At 68.3% G+C, this 18,077-nt stretch carries 17 protein-coding genes; 2 read left to right on the top strand and 15 right to left on the bottom strand.

The window, feature by feature from the left end; genetic code table 11:
• Together aspS and A37U_RS0138060 are read right to left on the bottom strand one after the other, a co-directional pair.
• A complete protein-coding gene (aspS, locus tag A37U_RS0138065; RefSeq protein WP_026198047.1) occupies positions 1–1,806 on the bottom strand; it encodes an aspartate--tRNA ligase in 1,806 nt (601 codons plus the stop codon).
• 129 nt (positions 1,807–1,935) lie between these two features.
• Entirely contained in the window at positions 1,936–2,973 is a 1,038-nt protein-coding gene (locus A37U_RS0138060; protein WP_026198046.1) for an Rv2578c family radical SAM protein, read from the bottom strand.
• Between the two features lie 173 nt (positions 2,974–3,146).
• Between A37U_RS0138060 and A37U_RS0138050 the strand changes: the two genes are divergently transcribed.
• Positions 3,147–3,689: a hypothetical protein gene (locus A37U_RS0138050; protein ID WP_157183304.1), complete on the top strand. Its 543-nt coding sequence runs from the start codon at positions 3,147–3,149 to the stop codon at positions 3,687–3,689.
• A 21-nt stretch (positions 3,690–3,710) separates the two neighbouring features.
• Here the strand turns inward: A37U_RS0138050 and A37U_RS0138045 are convergent, their stop codons facing one another.
• The 3 genes from A37U_RS0138045 to A37U_RS0138035 all read right to left on the bottom strand — a co-directional run bounded on the left by A37U_RS0138045 (position 3,711) and on the right by A37U_RS0138035 (position 6,398).
• Positions 3,711–4,364 (bottom strand): hypothetical protein, encoded by a 654-nt coding sequence (locus A37U_RS0138045; protein ID WP_020501889.1) that lies wholly within the window; start codon positions 4,362–4,364, stop codon positions 3,711–3,713.
• On the bottom strand, positions 4,354–5,619 hold the full coding sequence (gene hisS / locus A37U_RS0138040; protein WP_020501888.1) for a histidine--tRNA ligase: 1,266 nt from the start codon (positions 5,617–5,619) through the stop codon (positions 4,354–4,356). Before hisS ends, A37U_RS0138045 begins: the two co-directional genes overlap by 11 nt.
• An 86-nt stretch (positions 5,620–5,705) precedes the next feature.
• Positions 5,706–6,398 carry an MBL fold metallo-hydrolase gene (locus tag A37U_RS0138035; RefSeq protein WP_020501887.1) on the bottom strand — a complete coding sequence of 231 codons (693 nt, stop codon included), beginning with the start codon at positions 6,396–6,398 and terminating at the stop codon, positions 5,706–5,708.
• Between the two features lie 168 nt (positions 6,399–6,566).
• On the opposite strand from A37U_RS0138035, the gene A37U_RS0138030 reads away from it, so the two are divergent.
• Positions 6,567–7,454, top strand: a complete 888-nt coding sequence (locus A37U_RS0138030; RefSeq protein ID WP_020501886.1) for a peptidylprolyl isomerase — start codon at positions 6,567–6,569, stop codon at positions 7,452–7,454.
• 54 nt (positions 7,455–7,508) lie between these two features.
• On the opposite strand, the gene A37U_RS0138025 is transcribed toward A37U_RS0138030, so the two are convergent.
• The 10 genes from A37U_RS0138025 to A37U_RS0137980 form a co-directional block, all read right to left on the bottom strand.
• Positions 7,509–9,869 (bottom strand): RelA/SpoT family protein, encoded by a 2,361-nt coding sequence (locus tag A37U_RS0138025; protein ID WP_020501885.1) that lies wholly within the window; start codon positions 9,867–9,869, stop codon positions 7,509–7,511.
• 67 nt (positions 9,870–9,936) lie between these two features.
• Positions 9,937–10,455: an adenine phosphoribosyltransferase gene (locus A37U_RS0138020; protein ID WP_026198045.1), complete on the bottom strand. Its 519-nt coding sequence runs from the start codon at positions 10,453–10,455 to the stop codon at positions 9,937–9,939.
• A 2-nt stretch (positions 10,456–10,457) separates the two neighbouring features.
• The gene (gene secF, locus A37U_RS0138015) at positions 10,458–11,801 is read right to left on the bottom strand and encodes a protein translocase subunit SecF (RefSeq protein WP_020501883.1); all 1,344 of its coding nucleotides are present in this window, start codon (positions 11,799–11,801) and stop codon (positions 10,458–10,460) included.
• Positions 11,798–13,444 (bottom strand): protein translocase subunit SecD, encoded by a 1,647-nt coding sequence (secD, locus tag A37U_RS0138010; protein WP_026198044.1) that lies wholly within the window; start codon positions 13,442–13,444, stop codon positions 11,798–11,800. Before secD ends, secF begins: the two co-directional genes overlap by 4 nt.
• 200 nt (positions 13,445–13,644) lie before the next feature.
• On the bottom strand, positions 13,645–14,031 hold the full coding sequence (gene yajC / locus A37U_RS0138005) for a preprotein translocase subunit YajC (RefSeq protein WP_020501881.1): 387 nt from the start codon (positions 14,029–14,031) through the stop codon (positions 13,645–13,647).
• A gap of 165 nt (positions 14,032–14,196) precedes the next feature.
• Positions 14,197–15,246: a Holliday junction branch migration DNA helicase RuvB gene (ruvB, locus tag A37U_RS0138000; protein ID WP_020501880.1), complete on the bottom strand. Its 1,050-nt coding sequence runs from the start codon at positions 15,244–15,246 to the stop codon at positions 14,197–14,199.
• Positions 15,247–15,261: 15 nt separating this feature from the next.
• Complete coding sequence (gene ruvA, locus A37U_RS0137995; protein ID WP_020501879.1) at positions 15,262–15,855, bottom strand: Holliday junction branch migration protein RuvA; 594 nt, start codon at positions 15,853–15,855, stop codon at positions 15,262–15,264.
• Entirely contained in the window at positions 15,852–16,421 is a 570-nt protein-coding gene (gene ruvC / locus A37U_RS0137990) for a crossover junction endodeoxyribonuclease RuvC (protein ID WP_026198042.1), read from the bottom strand. The genes ruvA and ruvC overlap by 4 nt, the downstream gene beginning before the upstream one ends.
• Before the next feature lie 329 nt (positions 16,422–16,750).
• A complete protein-coding gene (locus A37U_RS0137985; RefSeq protein WP_026198041.1) occupies positions 16,751–17,272 on the bottom strand; it encodes a DUF4262 domain-containing protein in 522 nt (173 codons plus the stop codon).
• A 54-nt stretch (positions 17,273–17,326) separates the two neighbouring features.
• Positions 17,327–18,076 carry a YebC/PmpR family DNA-binding transcriptional regulator gene (locus tag A37U_RS0137980; RefSeq protein ID WP_020501876.1) on the bottom strand — a complete coding sequence of 250 codons (750 nt, stop codon included), beginning with the start codon at positions 18,074–18,076 and terminating at the stop codon, positions 17,327–17,329.
• Position 18,077: the final 1 nt, after the last annotated feature.

Genomic DNA, 18,077 nt, shown 5'->3' with positions numbered 1-18,077 from the left:
TCAGCCCTGGTTCGATCCGGTGCCTTCGGCGCCTTCCTTGCGTGGTTTGGCATCCACCCCGGCTTCTTTCCGCTGCGCGGCGGTGATCGGCGCGGGGGCCCCGGTGAGCGGGTCGTAGCCGCCACCGGACTTCGGGAAGGCGATCACCTCACGGAGCGAGGACTCACCGGCGAGTAGCATCGCGAGCCGGTCCCAGCCGAAGGCGACCCCACCGTGCGGCGGAGCGCCGAAGGACAGTGCGTCGAGTAGGAAGCCGAACTTCTCCCGGCTGTCCTCGGCCGGAACACCGAGGGTGTCGAACACCCGCTGCTGCACGTCCTGGCGGTGGATACGGATCGAACCGCCGCCGAGTTCGTTGCCATTGCAGACCAGGTCGTACGCGGAGGCCAGCGCGCTACCCGGATCGGTGTCGAAGCTTTCCACGTATTCCGGAGCGGGCGCGGTGAACGGGTGATGCTTCGCGGTCCACTGGCCACTGCCCACGGCGACATCCCCGGCCGCGTTGGCCTCTTCGATCGACTCGAACATCGGGAAGTCCACCACCCAGGCCAGCGACCAGGCGTCCTCGTCGATCAGCCCGCAGCGTTTGCCGATCTCCAGCCGCGCGGCACCGAGCAGGCCACGCGCCGAGTCCGGGTCACCGGCCGCGAAGAACACGCAGTCACCCGGGTTCGCCCCGGCAGCCTTCGCCAGTCCCTCCCGTTCGGAGTCGGAGAGGTTCTTCGCGACCGGCCCACCGAGGCTGCCGTCCTCGGCGAGGAGCACATAGGCGAGGCCCTTGTGCCCGCGCTGCTTGGCCCAGTCCTGCCAGGCATCGAGCTGCCTGCGCGGCTGGTCGGCGCCACCGGGCATGACCACGCAGCCGACGTAGGGCGCCTGGAACACCCGGAACGGGGTCTCGGTGAAGTATTCGGTGAGTTCGGTGAGCTCGGTGCCGAACCGCAGATCCGGCTTGTCCGAGCCGTACCGGTTCATCGCGTCCGCGTAAGTGATCCTGGGCAGCGGGCTCGGCAGGGTCACACCCAGCAGCTCCTGCCACAGCGCGGAGATCACCTTCTCGGACAGTTCGATCACATCCTCGGCGTCCACGAAGCTCATCTCGATGTCGAGCTGGGTGAACTCCGGCTGCCGGTCCGCGCGGAAGTCCTCGTCCCGGTAGCAGCGCGCGATCTGGTAGTACCGCTCCATGCCCGCGACCATCAGGAGCTGTTTGAACAGCTGCGGAGACTGCGGAAGCGCGTACCAGGAGCCTGGCCGCAGCCGCGCGGGAATCAGAAAGTCGCGCGCACCCTCCGGGGTGGAACGGGTCATGGTCGGGGTCTCGACCTCGACGAACCCGTTGTCGTGCAACACCTGCCTGGCGATCCGGTTCGTCTCGCTACGCAGCCGCATCGCCCGGGAGGGACGCTCACGGCGCAGATCGAGGTAGCGGTATCGCAGCCGCGCCTCCTCGCCCACGTCCACGTGTTCGTCCAGGGGGAACGGGAGCACGGCCGATTCGCTCAGCACCTCGAGCTCGTCCGCGGTGACCTCGATCGCGCCGGTCGGGATCTCCGGGTTCTCGTTGCCTTCCGGGCGCACCGCGATCTCGCCGCGCACCCGTACACAGAATTCCGCACGCAGCCGGTGCGCGCGCTCGGCCATCTCTCCTTCGCGGAAGACCACCTGGGCCACGCCGCTCGCATCGCGCAGATCGATGAAGATGACACCACCGTGATCGCGCCTGCGGGCCACCCAGCCGCTCAGGGTGACGGACTGCCCTGCCTGTTCGGCGCGGAGCGTCCCTGCCTCATGGGTGCGCATCACGGTGCTGCTCTCCTGTTCGTTTGCTCTTGCGACGCCGACGACCGGCCACGACGACCCCCGACGATGGAACCTGGTCAGGTTAACCAACCCACCCCTTCGCTGCTCAACCAGGTTTACGCGGAAGAGCCCTCACAACAGCCGCAGTTGCTCGCGTTCCGGCCGCAGCGGCGCTCCGCCGTCCGGAAGCTCGCCCTTCTCCGGCCACCGGGGCGCGCTCTCCCGGTCGAATCCGTGCTTCGCCAGCAGCGGGCGTACCCGGTCCCGCAGCTGCTGCCGGTACCGGGCGGTGACATAACTGCCCGCGCGATACAACTCACGGTACGCGTCGACCAGCCCTGGGTGGTGTTCGGCGAGCCAACGGGCGAACCATTCCCGGGAGCCCGGCCGCAGGTGCAGCGGGAACACCGTCGCGCTCGTCGCTCCGGCCTCAGCGACCGCGCAGAGTATCGCGTCGAGCCGCTCCGTGGAGTCGGTGAGCAGCGGAAGCACCGGAGCCACCAGCACGCCACAGGACAGCCCGGCGTCCCGGATCTTGCGGACGAGTTCGAGCCGGGCCGCCGGGCTCGGGGTACCGGGTTCCAAGTGCCGCTGGGTTTCCCGGTCCAGGAGGGCGATCGAGACCGAGAGGCCCACCTCGACCGCGCCTGCCGCCTCGGCCAGCAGCGGGAGATCCCTGGCCAGGACCGTGCCCTTGGTCAGGATGGACAACGGCGTCCCACTCTCGGCCAGCGCGGAGATGATCCCCGGCATGAGGCGATAGCGTCCCTCGGCCCGCTGATAGGGATCCGTGTTGGTGCCCATCGCGACGTGTTCTTGCCGCCAGCGGCCGGTGCGCAGGCCCGAACGCAGCTGACCGCGCAGCGCTTCGACGGCATTGACCTTGACCACCACTTGAGTGTCGAAGTCCTTCCCCGAATCGAATTCGAGGTACTCGTGCGTGCGGCGGGCGAAGCAGTAGGTACAGCCATGACTACAGCCCCGATACGGGTTAACGGTCCACCGGAACGGGAGCATGCCCTGCCCCCGGACACTGTTCAGCACCGTGCGCGCATGCACCTCGTGAAAGGTGATGCCGTCGAACTCCGGGATCCGCACGCTCCGCCGGAAACCGGGCATACCGTGCAGCGTCGGCTGCTCGACGGCCACCGCTTGACTGGCCCATCTCATAGTCTTATAGTCGAACACATGTTCGACGAATTTGCAAGAACTGCGACTTTGGGTAGCTCCGCGGATCACCCGGCTGAAGTACGCGGCCCCCGATCTCCGAGAGGGGGTTCTACCCGCGCACGAGCGCCGTAAGGTAGGCCCCGATCGGGGGCAAGCAGAAGGAGCCCGTACCGATGGCGACTGCATCGACGAACCGGACGGCACCCGGAGCCGCGACGAACGTGAGCACGAACGAAAGCTCGTCTCCGCGACGGCGCTCGGCTTCGGCACAGTCCTGGTCTCCGCCTCGGCTGCGCACCCTGCTGAACCCGCTCGCGATGGCCCGCGCGACCTGGTCGACGGCGAACACGGTGCTCGGTGCGGCCCGCGCATTACCCAGGATCGCCGGCTCACTCGAGCGGATCGGCTCCACCGAGACGCACCTGCGCGAGCTGACGAGGCTACGCACGACCCTGGACCGATTGGAAAAGCTCGGCTTGTTCCTCGCCGAGGAACTACCCGAGATCGGCCATCAGCTGGAAGCAGTGCATCGGCAGCTCGCGGAATCCGGCTCGGAGCACGAGGTGACCGAACGTCTCGAGTACACCGAGCGGCAGCTGCGGGATGCGATCGGCTCGATGCGGACGCTCACCGATTCCCTGCGCACCGCACAGGACCAGTCGGCGCGGCGAGTGGCCGGTGAGCAGCACGCGGTGGGCCGGCCGAATTCGCGCTGACCGCATACCTCGGCACGAACCTCAGCCGAGCTCCGACACGAAGCGCACCAGGACCTTGGTGTCGATGTGCCGGGGACGTACTCCGCCACCGGACATCATGGCCAGCTGATGCAACGGTCGTTCGGGGGCACCCGAGCCACGTGCCTCTGCCCGCAGCTGGGCGACCAAGAGCTGCGAGTACACCAGACCGGAGCTGTGCTCAGCGTTCGCGAACACATCCGCGAGGCGGCGAAGCGCGAGGATGCCGAGTTCGGCGCCGGCGGGTCCCGAATAGGCGGCCAGCGCGATGTTGATCGCCTTGTTGCCCGGTGGGCCAGCCACGGTGATGCCGACGGTGCGTTTGCCGCGCAGATCGGCGACCAGGATCTCCATTCGGCCGACCCGCATCAGGTCGACCCCGCGGACCCGGAAACCACGCTGGCGGATGGTCGTCCCCTCCAGCCAGGTGCGCTTGCGCCGTTCCGCGAGGCCCATGAGGATCAGCGGGACGCCGACCAGCACGGCCGCGATCAGGCCGGTGAGCCGCCCGAACGCCAGGCCGAGTACCCCGCCGAGCGCTGCGGCGAACACGACGCCCCCGATCACCACGTACAGGCCGGTGCGCTTGGCGACCGCCTCGCTTGCGAGATCCAGGGGAACCGGCTCGGACCGCTCCCCTGCCTGCTCAGCCGCCATCGAGGGCTCGCAGTACCTCCTCGACGGCGGAGTCGAGGCCGACGGTGGACTGCTCGCTGCTCGTGAGGTCCTTCAGGGCGGCGGTCCCCGACTCGAGGTCCCGGTCCCCGAGCACGAGCGCGAGCTGGGCGCCCGAGCGGTCCGCCGCCTTCATCGCGCCCTTGAGGCCGCGGTCGCCGTATGCCATGTCGACACGCGTACCCGCGGCGCGCAGCCGGCCCGCGATGGACACGAGCCGACGCTTCGCCTCCGCGCCGATCGGCACGCAGTACACCTCGCAGCGCGCGGTTTCGCCGATCGGGATCCCTTCCACCTCGGCGGCGAGCAGGGTGCGGTCCACGCCGAGCCCGAAACCGATGCCACCGAGCTCCTGGCCACCGAGTTCGGCCATCAGCCCGTCGTAGCGGCCGCCGCCACCGATACCCGACTGCGCGCCGAGCCCGTCGTGCACGAACTCGAAGGTCGTCTTGGTGTAGTAGTCGAGCCCGCGCACCATCCGCGGGTTCTCGGTGTACTTCACCCCGAAGTCGTCGAGTGCCGCCTTCATCGCCGCGTAGTGGTCCGCGCAGCGCTCGCAGATGTGGTCGACCATCAGCGGGGCGTCCTCGACCAGTGCGCGTACCTCGGCACGTTTGTCGTCAAGCACCCGCAGCGGGTTGATCTCCGCACGGTGCCGGGTCTGCTCGTCGAGCGGCAGCGCCGAAAGGAACTCCTGCAGCCTGGCCCGGTAGGCCGGACGGCAGTCGCGGTCACCGAGCGAGGTGATCTCCACCCGGTAGCCGGTGAGCCCGAGCGAGCGGAACCCCTGGTCGGCCACCGAGATGACCTCGGCGTCCAGCGCGGGGTCATCGATCCCGATGGCCTCGATACCGACCTGCTGCAACTGCCGGTACCGGCCGGCCTGCGGACGCTCGTAACGGAAGAACGGACCCGTGTAGTACAGCTTGACGGGCAGCTGGCCGCGGTCGAGGCCGTGCTCGATCACCGAGCGGGTGACACCGGCCGTACCTTCAGGGCGCAGCGAGACCGAGCGGCCGCCGCGATCGTCGAAGGTGTACATCTCCTTGGTCACCACGTCGGTGGATTCGCCAACGCCGCGGGCGAACAGCGCGGTGTCCTCGAAGATCGGGAGCTCGATGTAGCCGTACCCGGCGCGGCGGGCGGAGTCGATCAGTGCCGAACGGACGGCGACGAATCCGGCTGAGGACGGCGGGTAGTACTCGGGAATCCCCTTCGGCGCGTTGAAGGTGCTCATTGGGTGTGTGATGTCCTGTCTTGTTTCGACGCGTCAGTGGTTCGGTGTGGCTTCGGCGTGGTCCGGGCCCGCTCGGCGCGGCGGCCTCACAGTCCGCTCACGGGGGCGGTGGCCTCCTCGAGCTGCCGCAGGAACGGGTTCGCGGCGCGTTCCTGGCCGATCGTCGTGGAGGAGCCGTGGCCGGGGAGGACGACCATCTCGTCGGGCAGCGGCAGGATCCGGTCCCGCAGCGTCGCGGTCATTCGCTCGCCGGAACCGCCGGGGAGATCGGTGCGCCCGATCGAACCCGCGAACAGCGTGTCCCCGGACAGGAGCACCTGGCCGCCGTCCTCGGTGCTGGTGCGGAACACGACCGAGCCCTCGGTATGGCCGGGGGTATGGAGGACGGTCAACCGCAGACCGGCGAGGTCGAGTACCGCGCCGTCCTCGAGGATGTGCACCTCGTCCGGCTCGTGCAGCTCGAACCGGCCGCCGAACATCGCCGCGGCGTCTCCGGAAAGGCCGCTCAGCGGATCGGTGAGCAATGCCCGGTCCCCGGGATGGATCCACGCGGGCACGGCGTACTCCTCGCACACCGGGGCGAGGGAGAAAACATGGTCGAAGTGCCCGTGGGTGCACAGCACCGCGGCCGGCACGAGGCGGTACTTCCGCACGGCCTCGGCGATCGGCTCGACCGCGTCCTGGCCGGGGTCGACGATCACGCACGGCTGTCCCTCGCCGCGGGCGAGCAGGTAGCAGTTGGCCTGCAGCGCACCGGCCGGGAACCCAACGACGAGCACTTGCCGTACCTCCGGATATCGACACACATCGCGCGGCGACCATGCCGGACGCGCGACGAACGGTGCTCCCAGGGTATCCCGACGAGGGGTACGCGGGATTCACACGGCCTGCCCATACACTGCACCCCCAGACGTGATCACTCATCGACCTTCGAGGGAGTTCTCCAGGTGCCGACCAATGAGCAGCGCCGTGCCTCCGCGAAGCGCAAGCTGGCGCACAGGAACGAGCGCGCCGCGATCCGCGCCAAGCGTCGCAAGCGGCTGTTGATCTTCTCCGCGCTCGGGCTCGTCGTCGTGGTGCTTGTCGTGGTCGGCATCGTGTGGTGGAACAACCACCAGGCCAAGGTACGGGCGGAGCGCGAGGCCGACATCCGGGCGCATACCTGCGCGTACAAGGCCAACGAGGCCGAGAAGAAGCAGCTGCCCAAGAACAAGCAGATCGGCCTGCCCCCGAACCCGTACGGCACCCCGAAGAAGGGCACCGTCCAGGTCGACTTCCAGACCACCGCCGGACCGATCCCGGTCACGATGGACCGCGCCGAGGCCCCGTGCACGGTGCAGAGCATCCAGCACCTGCTGGACAAGGGCTTCTACGACAACACGAAGTGCCACCGGGAGATGGTCGCCGAGCAGAAGCCGCTGTCCGCGGGGATCCTACAGTGCGGTGATCCGCTCGGGACCGGCGCCGGCGGCCCTGGCTACACGAGCCCGGACGAGCTGCCCAAGGACCTCAAGAACCCGCCGCCCGAGGTGGTCAAGCTCGCCCAGGCGCAGGGGCAGCAGATGCGCGTCTACCCGCGCGGCACGATCGCCATGGCGAACAGCGGCAAGAACACCAACGGAAGCCAGTTCTTTCTGGTGTTCAAGGACACCTACCTGCCGCCGAACTACAACGTTTTCGGCACGATCGGCGAGGCGGGGCTGCGCACCATCGATGCGGTCGCCAAGGCGGGCATCAAGCCGTCGACCGATCCGCAGACCGGTCAACCGACACCCGGTGACGGTGAGCCGAAGAAGCCGGTGACGATCACCAAGGCCACCGCCGCGAAGTCCTGAGCGCGCACCGGGTTCGGGTGGCACACACCCGGACCTGGTGCCTGCGGCGAGGCCTCAGTTCGAGGTGACCCGGTAGACGTCGTAGACACCCTCGATGCCGCGCACCGCGCGCAGCACGTGCCCCAGGTGCTTCGGGTCGCCCATCTCGAAGGAGAACCTGCTCACCGCGACCCGGTCCTTCGATGTGGTCACCGAGGCGGAGAGGATGTTGACCTTCTCGTCCGCGAGCACCTTGGTCACATCGGAGAGCAACCGCGACCGGTCCAGCGCCTCCACCTGGATGGCCACCAGGAACACCGAGGACTCCGAGGGTGCCCAGTCGACGTCCACCAGCCGTTCCGGGGTGGAGCGCAGATCATCGGCGTTGGTGCAGTCGGTGCGGTGCACGCTGACGCCGCCGCCCCTGGTGACGAAGCCGAGAATCTCGTCCCCGGGCACCGGGGTGCAGCAGCGGGCGAGCTTGACCCAGACGTCGGTGGCGCCCTTGACGATCACCCCGGCGTCACCGGAACCCCGCCGTTCGGTGACGGTGGACGGGGTCAGCCGTTCGGCGAGCTCGTCCTCGGCATGTTCCACCCCGCCGAGCAGGGCGACGAGCCGCTGCACCACGTGCTGCGCGGAGACCTGTCCCTCACCGATCGCCGCGTACAGCGCGGAGATGTCCTGCAGGTGCAGCTCACGCGCGACCGCGCCCATGGAGTCGCCGGAAACGAGGCGCTGCAACGGGAATCCGACCCTGCGGACCTCCTTGCCGATCGCCTCCTTCCCGGTGTCGATCGCCTCTTCGCGACGTTCCTTGGCGAACCACTGCTTGATCTTCGTCTTCGCCCGCGGGGAGGCCACGAAGGACAGCCAGTCCCTGGACGGTCCCGAATCCACGGCTTTGGAGGTGAAGATCTCCACCACGTCGCCGTTGTCCATCTTGCGTTCGAGCGCGGTGAGCCTGCCATTGACCCGCGCTCCGATGCACCGGTGCCCCACCTCGGTGTGCACCGCGTAGGCGAAGTCGACCGGCGTGGATCCCGAGGGCAAGGTGATCACATCGCCCTTGGGGGTGAACACGAAGATCTCCCTGGCGGCGAGGTCATACCGCAGTGACTCGAGGAAATCACCGGGATCCGCGGCCTCACGCTGCCAGTCCAGCAGCTTGCGCATCCAGGCCATCTGATCGACCTCGACGTTGCTGCCGTTGTGCGCGCCCTTGGTTTCCTTGTATCGCCAGTGCGCCGCGATCCCGTACTCGGCGGTCTGGTGCATCTCCTCGGTACGGATCTGCACTTCGAGTGGTTTGCCGTCCGGGCCGATCACCGTGGTGTGCAGCGATTGGTAGACGCCGAACCGCGGCTGGGCGATGTAGTCCTTGAACCGCCCGGGCATCGGCTGCCACAGCGCGTGCACCACACCCATGACCGCGTAGCAATCACGCACATCGTCGACCAGGATGCGCACCGCGACCAGATCGTGGATGTCGTCGAACTCGCGGCCGCGCACGATCATCTTCTGGTGGATCGAGTAGTAGTGCTTCGGCCTGCCCTCGACCTTCGCCTGCACGCGGGATTCCTTGAGCCGCGCGGAAAGTTCGTCGATCACCCCACGCAGATAGGTGTCCCTGGACGGCGCCCGGTCGGCGACGAGCCGCACGATCTCGTCGTACTTCTTGGGCTGCAGGATCGCAAAGGCGAGGTCCTCGAGCTCCCATTTGACCGTCGCCATGCCGAGCCGGTGCGCCAGCGGGGCGAGCACCTCCAGGGTCTCCCGCGCCTTCGTCTTCTGCTTCTCCGGTGGCAGGAACCGCATGGTGCGCATATTGTGCAGCCGGTCGGCGAGCTTGATCACCAGCACCCGGGGATCGCGGGCCATGGCGATCACCATCTTGCGGATCGTCTCGGCCTCCGCGGCGCTGCCCAGCTTGACCTTGTCGAGCTTGGTCACGCCGTCCACGAGGTGCGCCACCTCGTCGCCGAAATCCTTGCCGAGCTGGTCGAGGGCGTACCCGGTGTCCTCCACGGTGTCGTGCAGCAGGGCCGCGACCAGCGTCGTGGTGTCCATACCGAGTTCAGCGAGGATCGTGGCCACCGCGAGCGGATGGGTGATGTAGGGGTCGCCGGACTTGCGGCGCTGTTCGCGGTGCAGCCGCTCAGCCACGTCGTAGGCGCGCTGGAGCAGTGCCAGGTCCGCGTTGGGGTGCAGCTCACGGTGCACCGTGACCAGGGGCTCGAGCACCTGCTTGACCGGGGCGGCGCGCTGTGCGGTGATTCGCCGCGCCAAGCGCGCCCGGACACGCCGCGTCGCCGAAGCACCGCGCTGCGTGCCGTTCGTCGCCGTCGTCGTACCCGTGCTCTCGCTGCTGCCGGGACCGGCTGTGGTGCCCTCGGGCGTGTCGACGGCTGGTTTGGCCTCTTGGCTCAACCGCACTCCCCTAATTCAGGTTCGACCGTAGTCGGGAAGCCACAAGGATAACTCGCGCGGCCAAGAGGCGTTGTCAGGACGTGCGCAGGGCGTGCACCTTCCGGTCCGTCAGCCCCAGCCGGCCGTCGAGCTCGGCCAGTTCGAGAACCACGCTCACCGAGGCGACCGTGGCACCGACGGACTCGATGAGCCGGCCGGCAGCGGAGAGCGTGCCCCCGGTGGCCAGCACATCGTCCACTAGCGCGATCCGCGCCCCTGGCCGCACCGTGTCCGCGGGCAGTTCGAGCCGGGCAGAACCGTACTCGAGCTGGTAGGACACCTCGGCGGCGACCTTGGGAAGCTTGCCCGGCTTGCGCAGGGCGAGCATGCCGAGTCCGCGTGCCTGGTCAATCGAGGCGGCGAACACGAAACCGCGCGCCTCGATCCCGGCGGCCAGCTCGACATCGTCCGGGATCTCCGCCGCGAGTGCCTCCGTCACCGCGGCGAACCCGTCCGGATCGGCGAGCAGCGGGGTGACATCGCGGTAGCGCACCCCCGGCTCGGGGAAGTCGGGCACCTCGCTGATCAGGTCGAGGGCCCGCTCCAGGCGCATCGTCATGAGCGCCGTTTCCCGCTCGGCCGGTTGCTCTTACCGGTCGGCCGCGGCTGCTGACCCTTACCCTGTGGTGTCTTGCCTTGGGCCTTGCTCTGTGATGTCTTGCCCTGTGATGTCTTGCCCTGGGTCTCGCCCTGCGGCGACTTGCCGCCCTTCTGCTGACCGGCCCGGTGCGCGGCCCCGCTCTTGCCCGGTCGCGCGGGCACGCTCGAGGCCGCGGCCATGGCCTGTTCGCTGCGCAGTTCGGCGGCGAGTGCCTCGTCATCACCGGTGTCGACTTCCTCGGTGGCGGCGGCTCGTCCGGCCAGCTTGCGCCTGCGTTCGAACACCCGCGCCTCCTGCTGGTGGTACGGCCGCTCACGCATCTTGAAGTCCACGAGCAGTGGGGTGGCCAGGCAGATCGAGGACAGTGCGCCGGAGACCATCCCGACCAGCTGCACGAGCGCCAGATCGGTGAGAGTACCCGTGCCGAGCAGGGCGATACCCACGACGAGCAGGCCGAGTACCGGAAGCAGCGCGATCAGCGAGGTGTTGATCGAGCGCATCAGGGTCTGGTTGACCGCGAGGTTCGCCGCCTCCGGATAGGTACGCCTGGTCAGGCCGAGCAGGCCGCGAGTGTTCTCCCGGACCTTGTCGAAGACCACCACCGTGTCGTAGAGCGAGAACCCGAGGATGGTGAGCAGACCGATCACGGTCGCCGGGGTGACCTCGAAACCGACGAGCGAGTACACACCGGCGGTGACGATGATGTCGTTGAACAGCGCCGCGATCGCCGATACGGCCATCCAGCGTTCGAAGTAGAACGCGAGGAACACCGCGACCAGGATCAGGAACACGACGAGCGCGATCAGTGCCTGCCGGGAGATGTCCCCGCCCCAGGAGGCACTCACCGCGGAATCGGTGATCGCCGTCTGGCTCGCCTGGCCGTTGGCGCCGATCGGCTTGAGATCGTTGAACAGTTCGCCCTTGACCTTGGCCGTCTGCGCGGCGTTCAGGTCGGCGGTGCGGATCTGAATGCTCGCCGAAGAACCGGTACCCACGGACTGCACGGCCTCGGGTTTGTGGCCGAGGGCCTTCGTGAAGGCCTCGCCGGCCTGCTCCACCGAGATCGTGCCGTTCGCACTGTGCGCGGGCAGCTCGAGCTTGGTCCCGCCCTCGAACTCGATGCCGAAGTTGAATCCGCGCACGATCATCGAGACGACCGCGATCACCAGCAGCGCGGCGAACACCAGGTACCACCGCTTGCGCTTGCCGACGATGTCGAGCGCACCCGTCCCGGTGTGCAACCGGTGGAAGAAGCTACCCGATTCGCGCTTGTCACCCGTCGAACTCAAGGTCGTCATTTCGCACCCCCGGCCTTAGCTCCGGACGCGGCCTGCTTACGTGCGGTCGCACCCATCTTCTGTACGGCACCGAGCCCGGACACACTCGGCCTGGAAAGCGTCTTCGACCGAGAGGCCAGGGCGACAAGCGGATGCGTGACCAGGAACACGACGACCAGGTCGAGCAACGTGGACAGGCCGAGCGTGAACGCGAAACCCTGCACATCGCCGACGGCGAGCACGTACAGCACCGCCGCGGCCAGAAAGCTCACCCCGTCGGCGGTCAGGATGGTGCGCCTACTTCGCATCCAGGCACGCGGTACCGCCGAACGGAAGGTTCTGCCTTCGCGTACCTCGTCTTTGAGGCGTTCGAAGAGGATCACGAAGGAATCCGCGGTGATGCCGATCGAGATGATGACACCGGCCACCCCGGCGAGGTCGAGGCTGTACCCCATCCATCGGCCGAGCAGTACGAGCACCGCGTACACCAGCCCCATCGACAGGGCCAGCGAGAGGATCGTGAGCACCCCGAGGGCCCGGTAGTAGATCAGGCAGTAGATGAACACGATCGCCAGCCCGATACCGCCCGCGATCAGTCCCGCCTCCAGCGAGGACAGGCCGAGCGTCGCCGAGATCGTCTCCGCGTTCGAGGAGTCGAAGGACAGCGGAAGCGAACCGTACTTGAGGATGTCGGCGAGGCTCTTCGCCTGCTGCTGGTTGAAGTTCCCGCTGATGGTGGCGTTGTTGGACATCGCCTCGTTGATGCTCGGGGCCGACTGCACCGTGCTGTCCAGCACGATCGCGACAGACTTGCCGACGTTCTTCGAGGTGAAGTCGCCCCACTTCTTGGCGCCCTCGGACTTGAACGTCAGGTTCACCGAGTAGCCGCCGCTGCGCTCGTCCATGCCGGAGCTGGTGCTCGCGACCTGCTGGCCGTCCAGGAAGGTCGGCCCGAGGATGTACTTGGCCCGGTGTTCCTTGTCGCAGGTGACCAGCGGCTTGTCCGAATCATCGTTGCCGACGAGCGGATCCGGCTTCGAGCAGTCGAGCGTCTTGGCCGCCGCCTGCTGCACCTTCGGATCGGTGCTCTGCCGCGTGGCCTTGGCCTCCGCGATCTCCTTGGCCACCTTCGGGTCGACCTGCCCGGAGCCACTGGGAGCCGCGCGCGGGGCCGCGTTCGTGGCCGGAGCCGGACGTCCCTGTGGTTTCGGCGAGTTCGAGGCGCTGCCCGGCGGCTTCTGCTGATCGCCCTGTTGCTGTTGCCCAGGCGGTGGCGGGGTGAACGGGATCGGCTGGCCGACGACCGGGCGGAAATTCAGCTTCGCGGTCTGGCCGAGGCTCTTGACCTCATCACCGCCCTGCCCGGGGGCCGTGATGACGATGTTGTTGCCGTCCAGCACCACCTGGGTACCGGCGATGCCCATGCCGTTGACTCGTTGCTCGATGAGCTCGCGCGCCTGGTTGAGCTGGTCGCGCTGCGGGCTCTTGCCGTCCGGGCTGCGCGCGGTGAGCGTGACGGTCGTTCCGCCCTGCAGGTCGATGCCGAGTTTCGGCTCCGGTTTCCCGTTACCGGTGAAGAACACCAAGGCGTACAGGATCACCACGATTGCCAGGAACGTCCACAGGTAACGCGCCGGGCGAATTCGCGCAGCGGGGGGTGCCACGGTCCGTCGATCTCCTCAATTGCCGCTGAACGGTCCACTCCGCGTTCCTGACCCCGTACACGCGAAGACCACCAGAGGCGACTGCTCGCCTGCCGGTGGTCTGCACGCCGGAGCGGAGACAGCGGGCGGTAATGGGTTGCGCCACACCGTACTCGCACCGGTGTTCGGTCGGTGTTGCGGGCTGGACTTGTGTGCCAGCCTCAGCGAGTCTTGTGCTCGAGTGGCTCCGCGACGGAAGCACCACTCGTGGCCTCGACCTCGGCGGGCTCGGTGTTCTCGCCGCTCTCGGCCGGGGTCTCCGCGGTGGTCGCGGTGTCCGTCTCGGTCTCCGGCTGCACCTTCTCGCGAACCGCCTGGCGCAGCCAGGTGGTGACCATGCCGGGGGCGATCTCGATGTCGATCGTGGTGTCGTCGGTCCTGCTCACCGTGCCGTACAGGCCGGAGGTGGTCATGACGCGGTCACCGGGGCCGATCGAGCTCTGCAGATCCCGCTGCTGCTGCTGCATCCGCTTCTGCTTGCGGAAGCTGAAGAACATCGGAATCGCGAGGACCAGGATGAGGAGCGGGAGGATCAGGGTCTGGGACATTGCTCTCCATTCGGGTGGCTTCGGCGCCACGTCGTCGTGCTGGGCACGCGCCCGTCTGAGCGGTGCTCAAGTTCTTAGATTGTCCGATTCCGCGCTACCCAGTGTGCCACGCCGCGACAACCTGCCGAGGTAGACGCCCTCGACAACCGAGTGTAGCGCAGCCCATCACCCGAAAAGGGTAGCTTGCCCGTCGCCCACCGCATCCGGTGGCGCGGTCAGTCCGAGGTGCGCCCATGCCGCGGCGGTGGCCACCCGCCCACGCGGAGTGCGAGCGAGCATACCCGCCCGTACAAGGTACGGCTCGCAGACCTCCTCCACGGTGCTCGATTCCTCGCCGACCGAGACCGCGAGCGTGGACACGCCGACCGGTCCGCCGCTGAAGCTGCGCACCAGGGCGCTGAGCACCGCGCGGTCCAGCCGGTCGAGACCCAGTTCGTCCACGTCGTAGACCTCGAGCGCGGCGCGTGCGATCTCCAGGGTCACCGCGCCGTCCGCGCGGACCTGGGCGTAGTCCCGGACCCGGCGCAGCAGCCGGTTGGCGATCCGTGGGGTGCCCCGGGAACGCCGCGCGATCTCGGTACCCCCGTCCGCGTGCAGCTCGATGCCGAGGATGCCCGCGGAGCGGCGCACCACCAGTTCCAGCTCGGCCGGCCGGTAGAACTCCATGTGCCCGGTGAACCCGAAGCGGTCGCGCAGCGGGGAGGTCAGCGCCCCGGACCGGGTGGTCGCCCCGACCAGGGTGAACGGCGCCACGTCGAGCGGGATGCTGGTGGCGCCGGGCCCCTTGCCGACGACCACATCCACCCGGAAGTCCTCCATGGCCAGGTACAGCATCTCCTCGGCGGGGCGCGCGATCCGGTGGATCTCGTCGATGAACAGCACATCGCCCTCGGCGAGATTGGACAGCATGGCCGCGAGGTCGCCGGGCCGCTCGAGTGCCGGACCGGATGTCACCCGCAGCGAGCTGCCCAGTTCGGCGGCGATGATCATCGCGAGGCTGGTCTTGCCGAGCCCAGGCGGGCCGGAGAGCAGCACGTGGTCCGGGGATTCGCCGCGCTGCTTGGCACCGTGCAGCACCAGTTCGAGCTGTTCGGAGACCTTCTCCTGGCCGATGAACTCGCGCAGCGTCTTGGGCCGCAACGTCGATTCCACATCGAGGTCGGCCACCACCGCCTCGGGGGCGACTTCCCGTTCCTGCTCGTCTTCACTGTCCATCGCGGGCGCTCCTCGTTACTTGCGCCCGAGCATGGTAAGCGCGCCGCGCAGCACGGCGGAGTTCTCGTGCGGATGTTCGTTCTGGGCAAGCACCTTGTCCACAGCGGACTCGGCCTGTTTGACCGCGAACCCGAGCCCGGTGAGCGCTTCGACGACGGAGGTCCGGACCCCGCCGCTGGCCGGTTGCGCCGCCGAGCTCGCGCCGCGCACCACACCGACCTTGTCACGCAGTTCCAGCACGAGCCGCTCGGCGCCCTTGCGGCCGATGCCGGGCACCGTGGTCAGGGTGCGCACATCCTCCTCGGCGATCGCGGTGGTGAGCGTGTCCGGTTCGAGCACGGCCAGCATCGCGAGCGCGATCCGCGGGCCGATCCCGGAGACCGTCTGCAGCAGGGTGAACAGGTCCCGCGCCGCGGTGTCGGTGAACCCGTAGAGGGTCATGGAGTCCTCGCGCACGACCAGCGAGGTCGCCAGCGTCGCCTCGGTTCCGGTGCGCAGCACGGCCAGGGTCGCCGGGGTGGCCAGCACCGCGTAGCCGACCCCGCCGACGTCGAGCACGCAGGAGTCGAGTCCGATGCCGACCACCGTGCCGCGCAGCTGACTGATCATCGCCGTGCCTCCCGTCGCGCCTTGGCCAACTTCGCCCGGTGTGCCTTGGCGAGTTCCGCCGAGCGCCGCTTCGCCTCGGCCATCCGGTTGTTCATCGGACCGCGCCACACGTGGCAGATCGCGAGCCCGAGCGCGTCCGCCGCATCCGCGGGACTCGGTCGCTGGTCGAGCCCGAGCAGCCGGGTCACCATCGCGGCGACCTGCTTCTTGTCCGCCTGCCCTGAGCCGGTGACCGCGGCCTTCATCTCCGAGGGAGTGTGGAACGCGACGGTGACGCCGCGCCGTGCCGCGGCCAGCGCCACCACCCCGCCCGCTTGCGCGGTGCCCATCGCGGTGCGCACGTTGTGCTGGCTGAACACCCGCTCGATCGCGACCACTTCGGGGCGGTACTCCTCGAGCCAGCGCTCCGCGGCCTCGGCCACCAGCAGCAACCGGGTGGCGAGCTCCGCATCGGCCGGTGTGCGCACCACGCCGACATCCACACAGCGCACGGTGCGCCCACCGGTCCCATCGACCACGCCGAGCCCGCACCTGGTCAGGCCCGGGTCAACGCCAAGTACCCGCACGGGCACACCTCCCTACGAACATCAGTTCGAACCCTACCGTGCGGAAGGCCCGCTCCGGCGAGCGACACACAGCTATCGCGGCCGGCTGCACGACGACATCAGGGAGCCCGGCCTCGCCCCGCTACCGGTCGAGTGCGGGCTCTGCGCACGGAGCGATCGGGACGTGGACAGTCCGGGACCTACTCCCTGTCGCGGGCGCCCACCTTCGTCGGGCCCGACGAAACACTCGGCGGGTACTCGCTGCTCGGCACCGCCGTGGTCCCGCCCTGCACCGAGGACTGCGTGCGATTCGCCGGTCCGGACTCGGCGAAATACCAAAGGTCTGCGGATCAGGGACCGTCGTGGCCCGGCCGCCAGCTTTCCGGTTTACCGCTCTCGGTCAGTACCGGCTGCCAGGCCGCGAACCCGGCCGGAGCGTCCAGGCTCCACGGCCAGTAGCCCTCCGAGGTCGGCACGATGATCTGCAACGCCGGGAAATCCCCGTTGCTGTACAACAGGAACGCGCTGCCGAGGTATTCGGGATACCAGCTCGGGGCCACCCGCTCCACGGTCAGTGAAACGCCCTCGAAGAAATCCCCGTAGAGCCCGCCGGGCACGAATCGCTCCCCCGCCGCGGCACGGTGCACGTAGCGGTGGATCAGTTCCGCGGCCATTTCCGGATCCAGTCCGACGACGACGGCCTCCGGCACACCGTAACGACGCCACGCTCCGGCGGAGAACGTATAGCCGGAACCGGTGTCGTCCTCGTCCACCTGAATGAGCGCACAGCCGTGTTCCTCGGCCTGTGCCAGCATCCAGCGGCGGAGTGCGGTGTCTTCCTCGGAGAGCGGCAGCGTTGTCACGGCGCACATTCTGCCAAGGACCCCCGGCCGGAGTCATGCACCCCACGCCGAATTTTCTTGCGATCAGCCGACTTCGGCCAGAACCTCGTCGGCGACGTCGAAGTTTCCGTACACGTTCTGCACATCGTCGGAGTCCTCGAGCGCGTCCACGAGCTTGAAGACCTTGCGGGCGTTGTCCGCGTCCAGATCCACGGTCATGGACGGCAGGAAGTTCGCCTCGGCGGAGTCGTACTCGTACCCCGCATCCCGCAGCGCGGTCCGCACCGCGACCAGATCCCCGGCCTCCGAGATGATCTCGAACTGCTCGCCGAGATCGCTGATCTCCTCCGCGCCCGCGTCCAGTACGGCACCGAGCACGTCGTCCTCGCTCAGTTCACCCTTGGTCACCAGCACGACGCCCTTGCGCTCGAACAGGTACTGCACCGAACCCGGGTCGGCCATGGTTCCGCCATTGCGGGTCATCGCGGTGCGCACCTCACCGGCCGCGCGGTTGCGATTGTCGGTCAGGCACTCGACGAGCAGCGCGACCCCACCGGGCGCGTAGCCCTCGTACATGATGGTCTGGTATTCGGCTCCGCCCGCTTCCTCGCCGGCTCCGCGCTTGCGGGCCCGCTCGATGTTGTCCTTGGGCACCGAGTTCTTGGTCGCCTTGAGGATGGCGTCGTAGAGGGTCGGGTTCCCGTCCGGGTCCCCACCGCCGGAACGCGCGGCGACCTCGATGTTCTTCACCAGTTTCGCGAACAGCTTGCCGCGCTTGGCGTCGATGCCCGCCTTCTTGTGTTTCGTCGTGGCCCATTTGGAGTGGCCGCTCATC

This window comes from Sciscionella marina DSM 45152, from assembly GCF_000379465.1.
Taxonomy (GTDB): Bacteria; Actinomycetota; Actinomycetes; order Mycobacteriales; family Pseudonocardiaceae; genus Sciscionella; species Sciscionella marina.
This window is presented reverse-complemented; position numbering and strand designations above follow the sequence as displayed.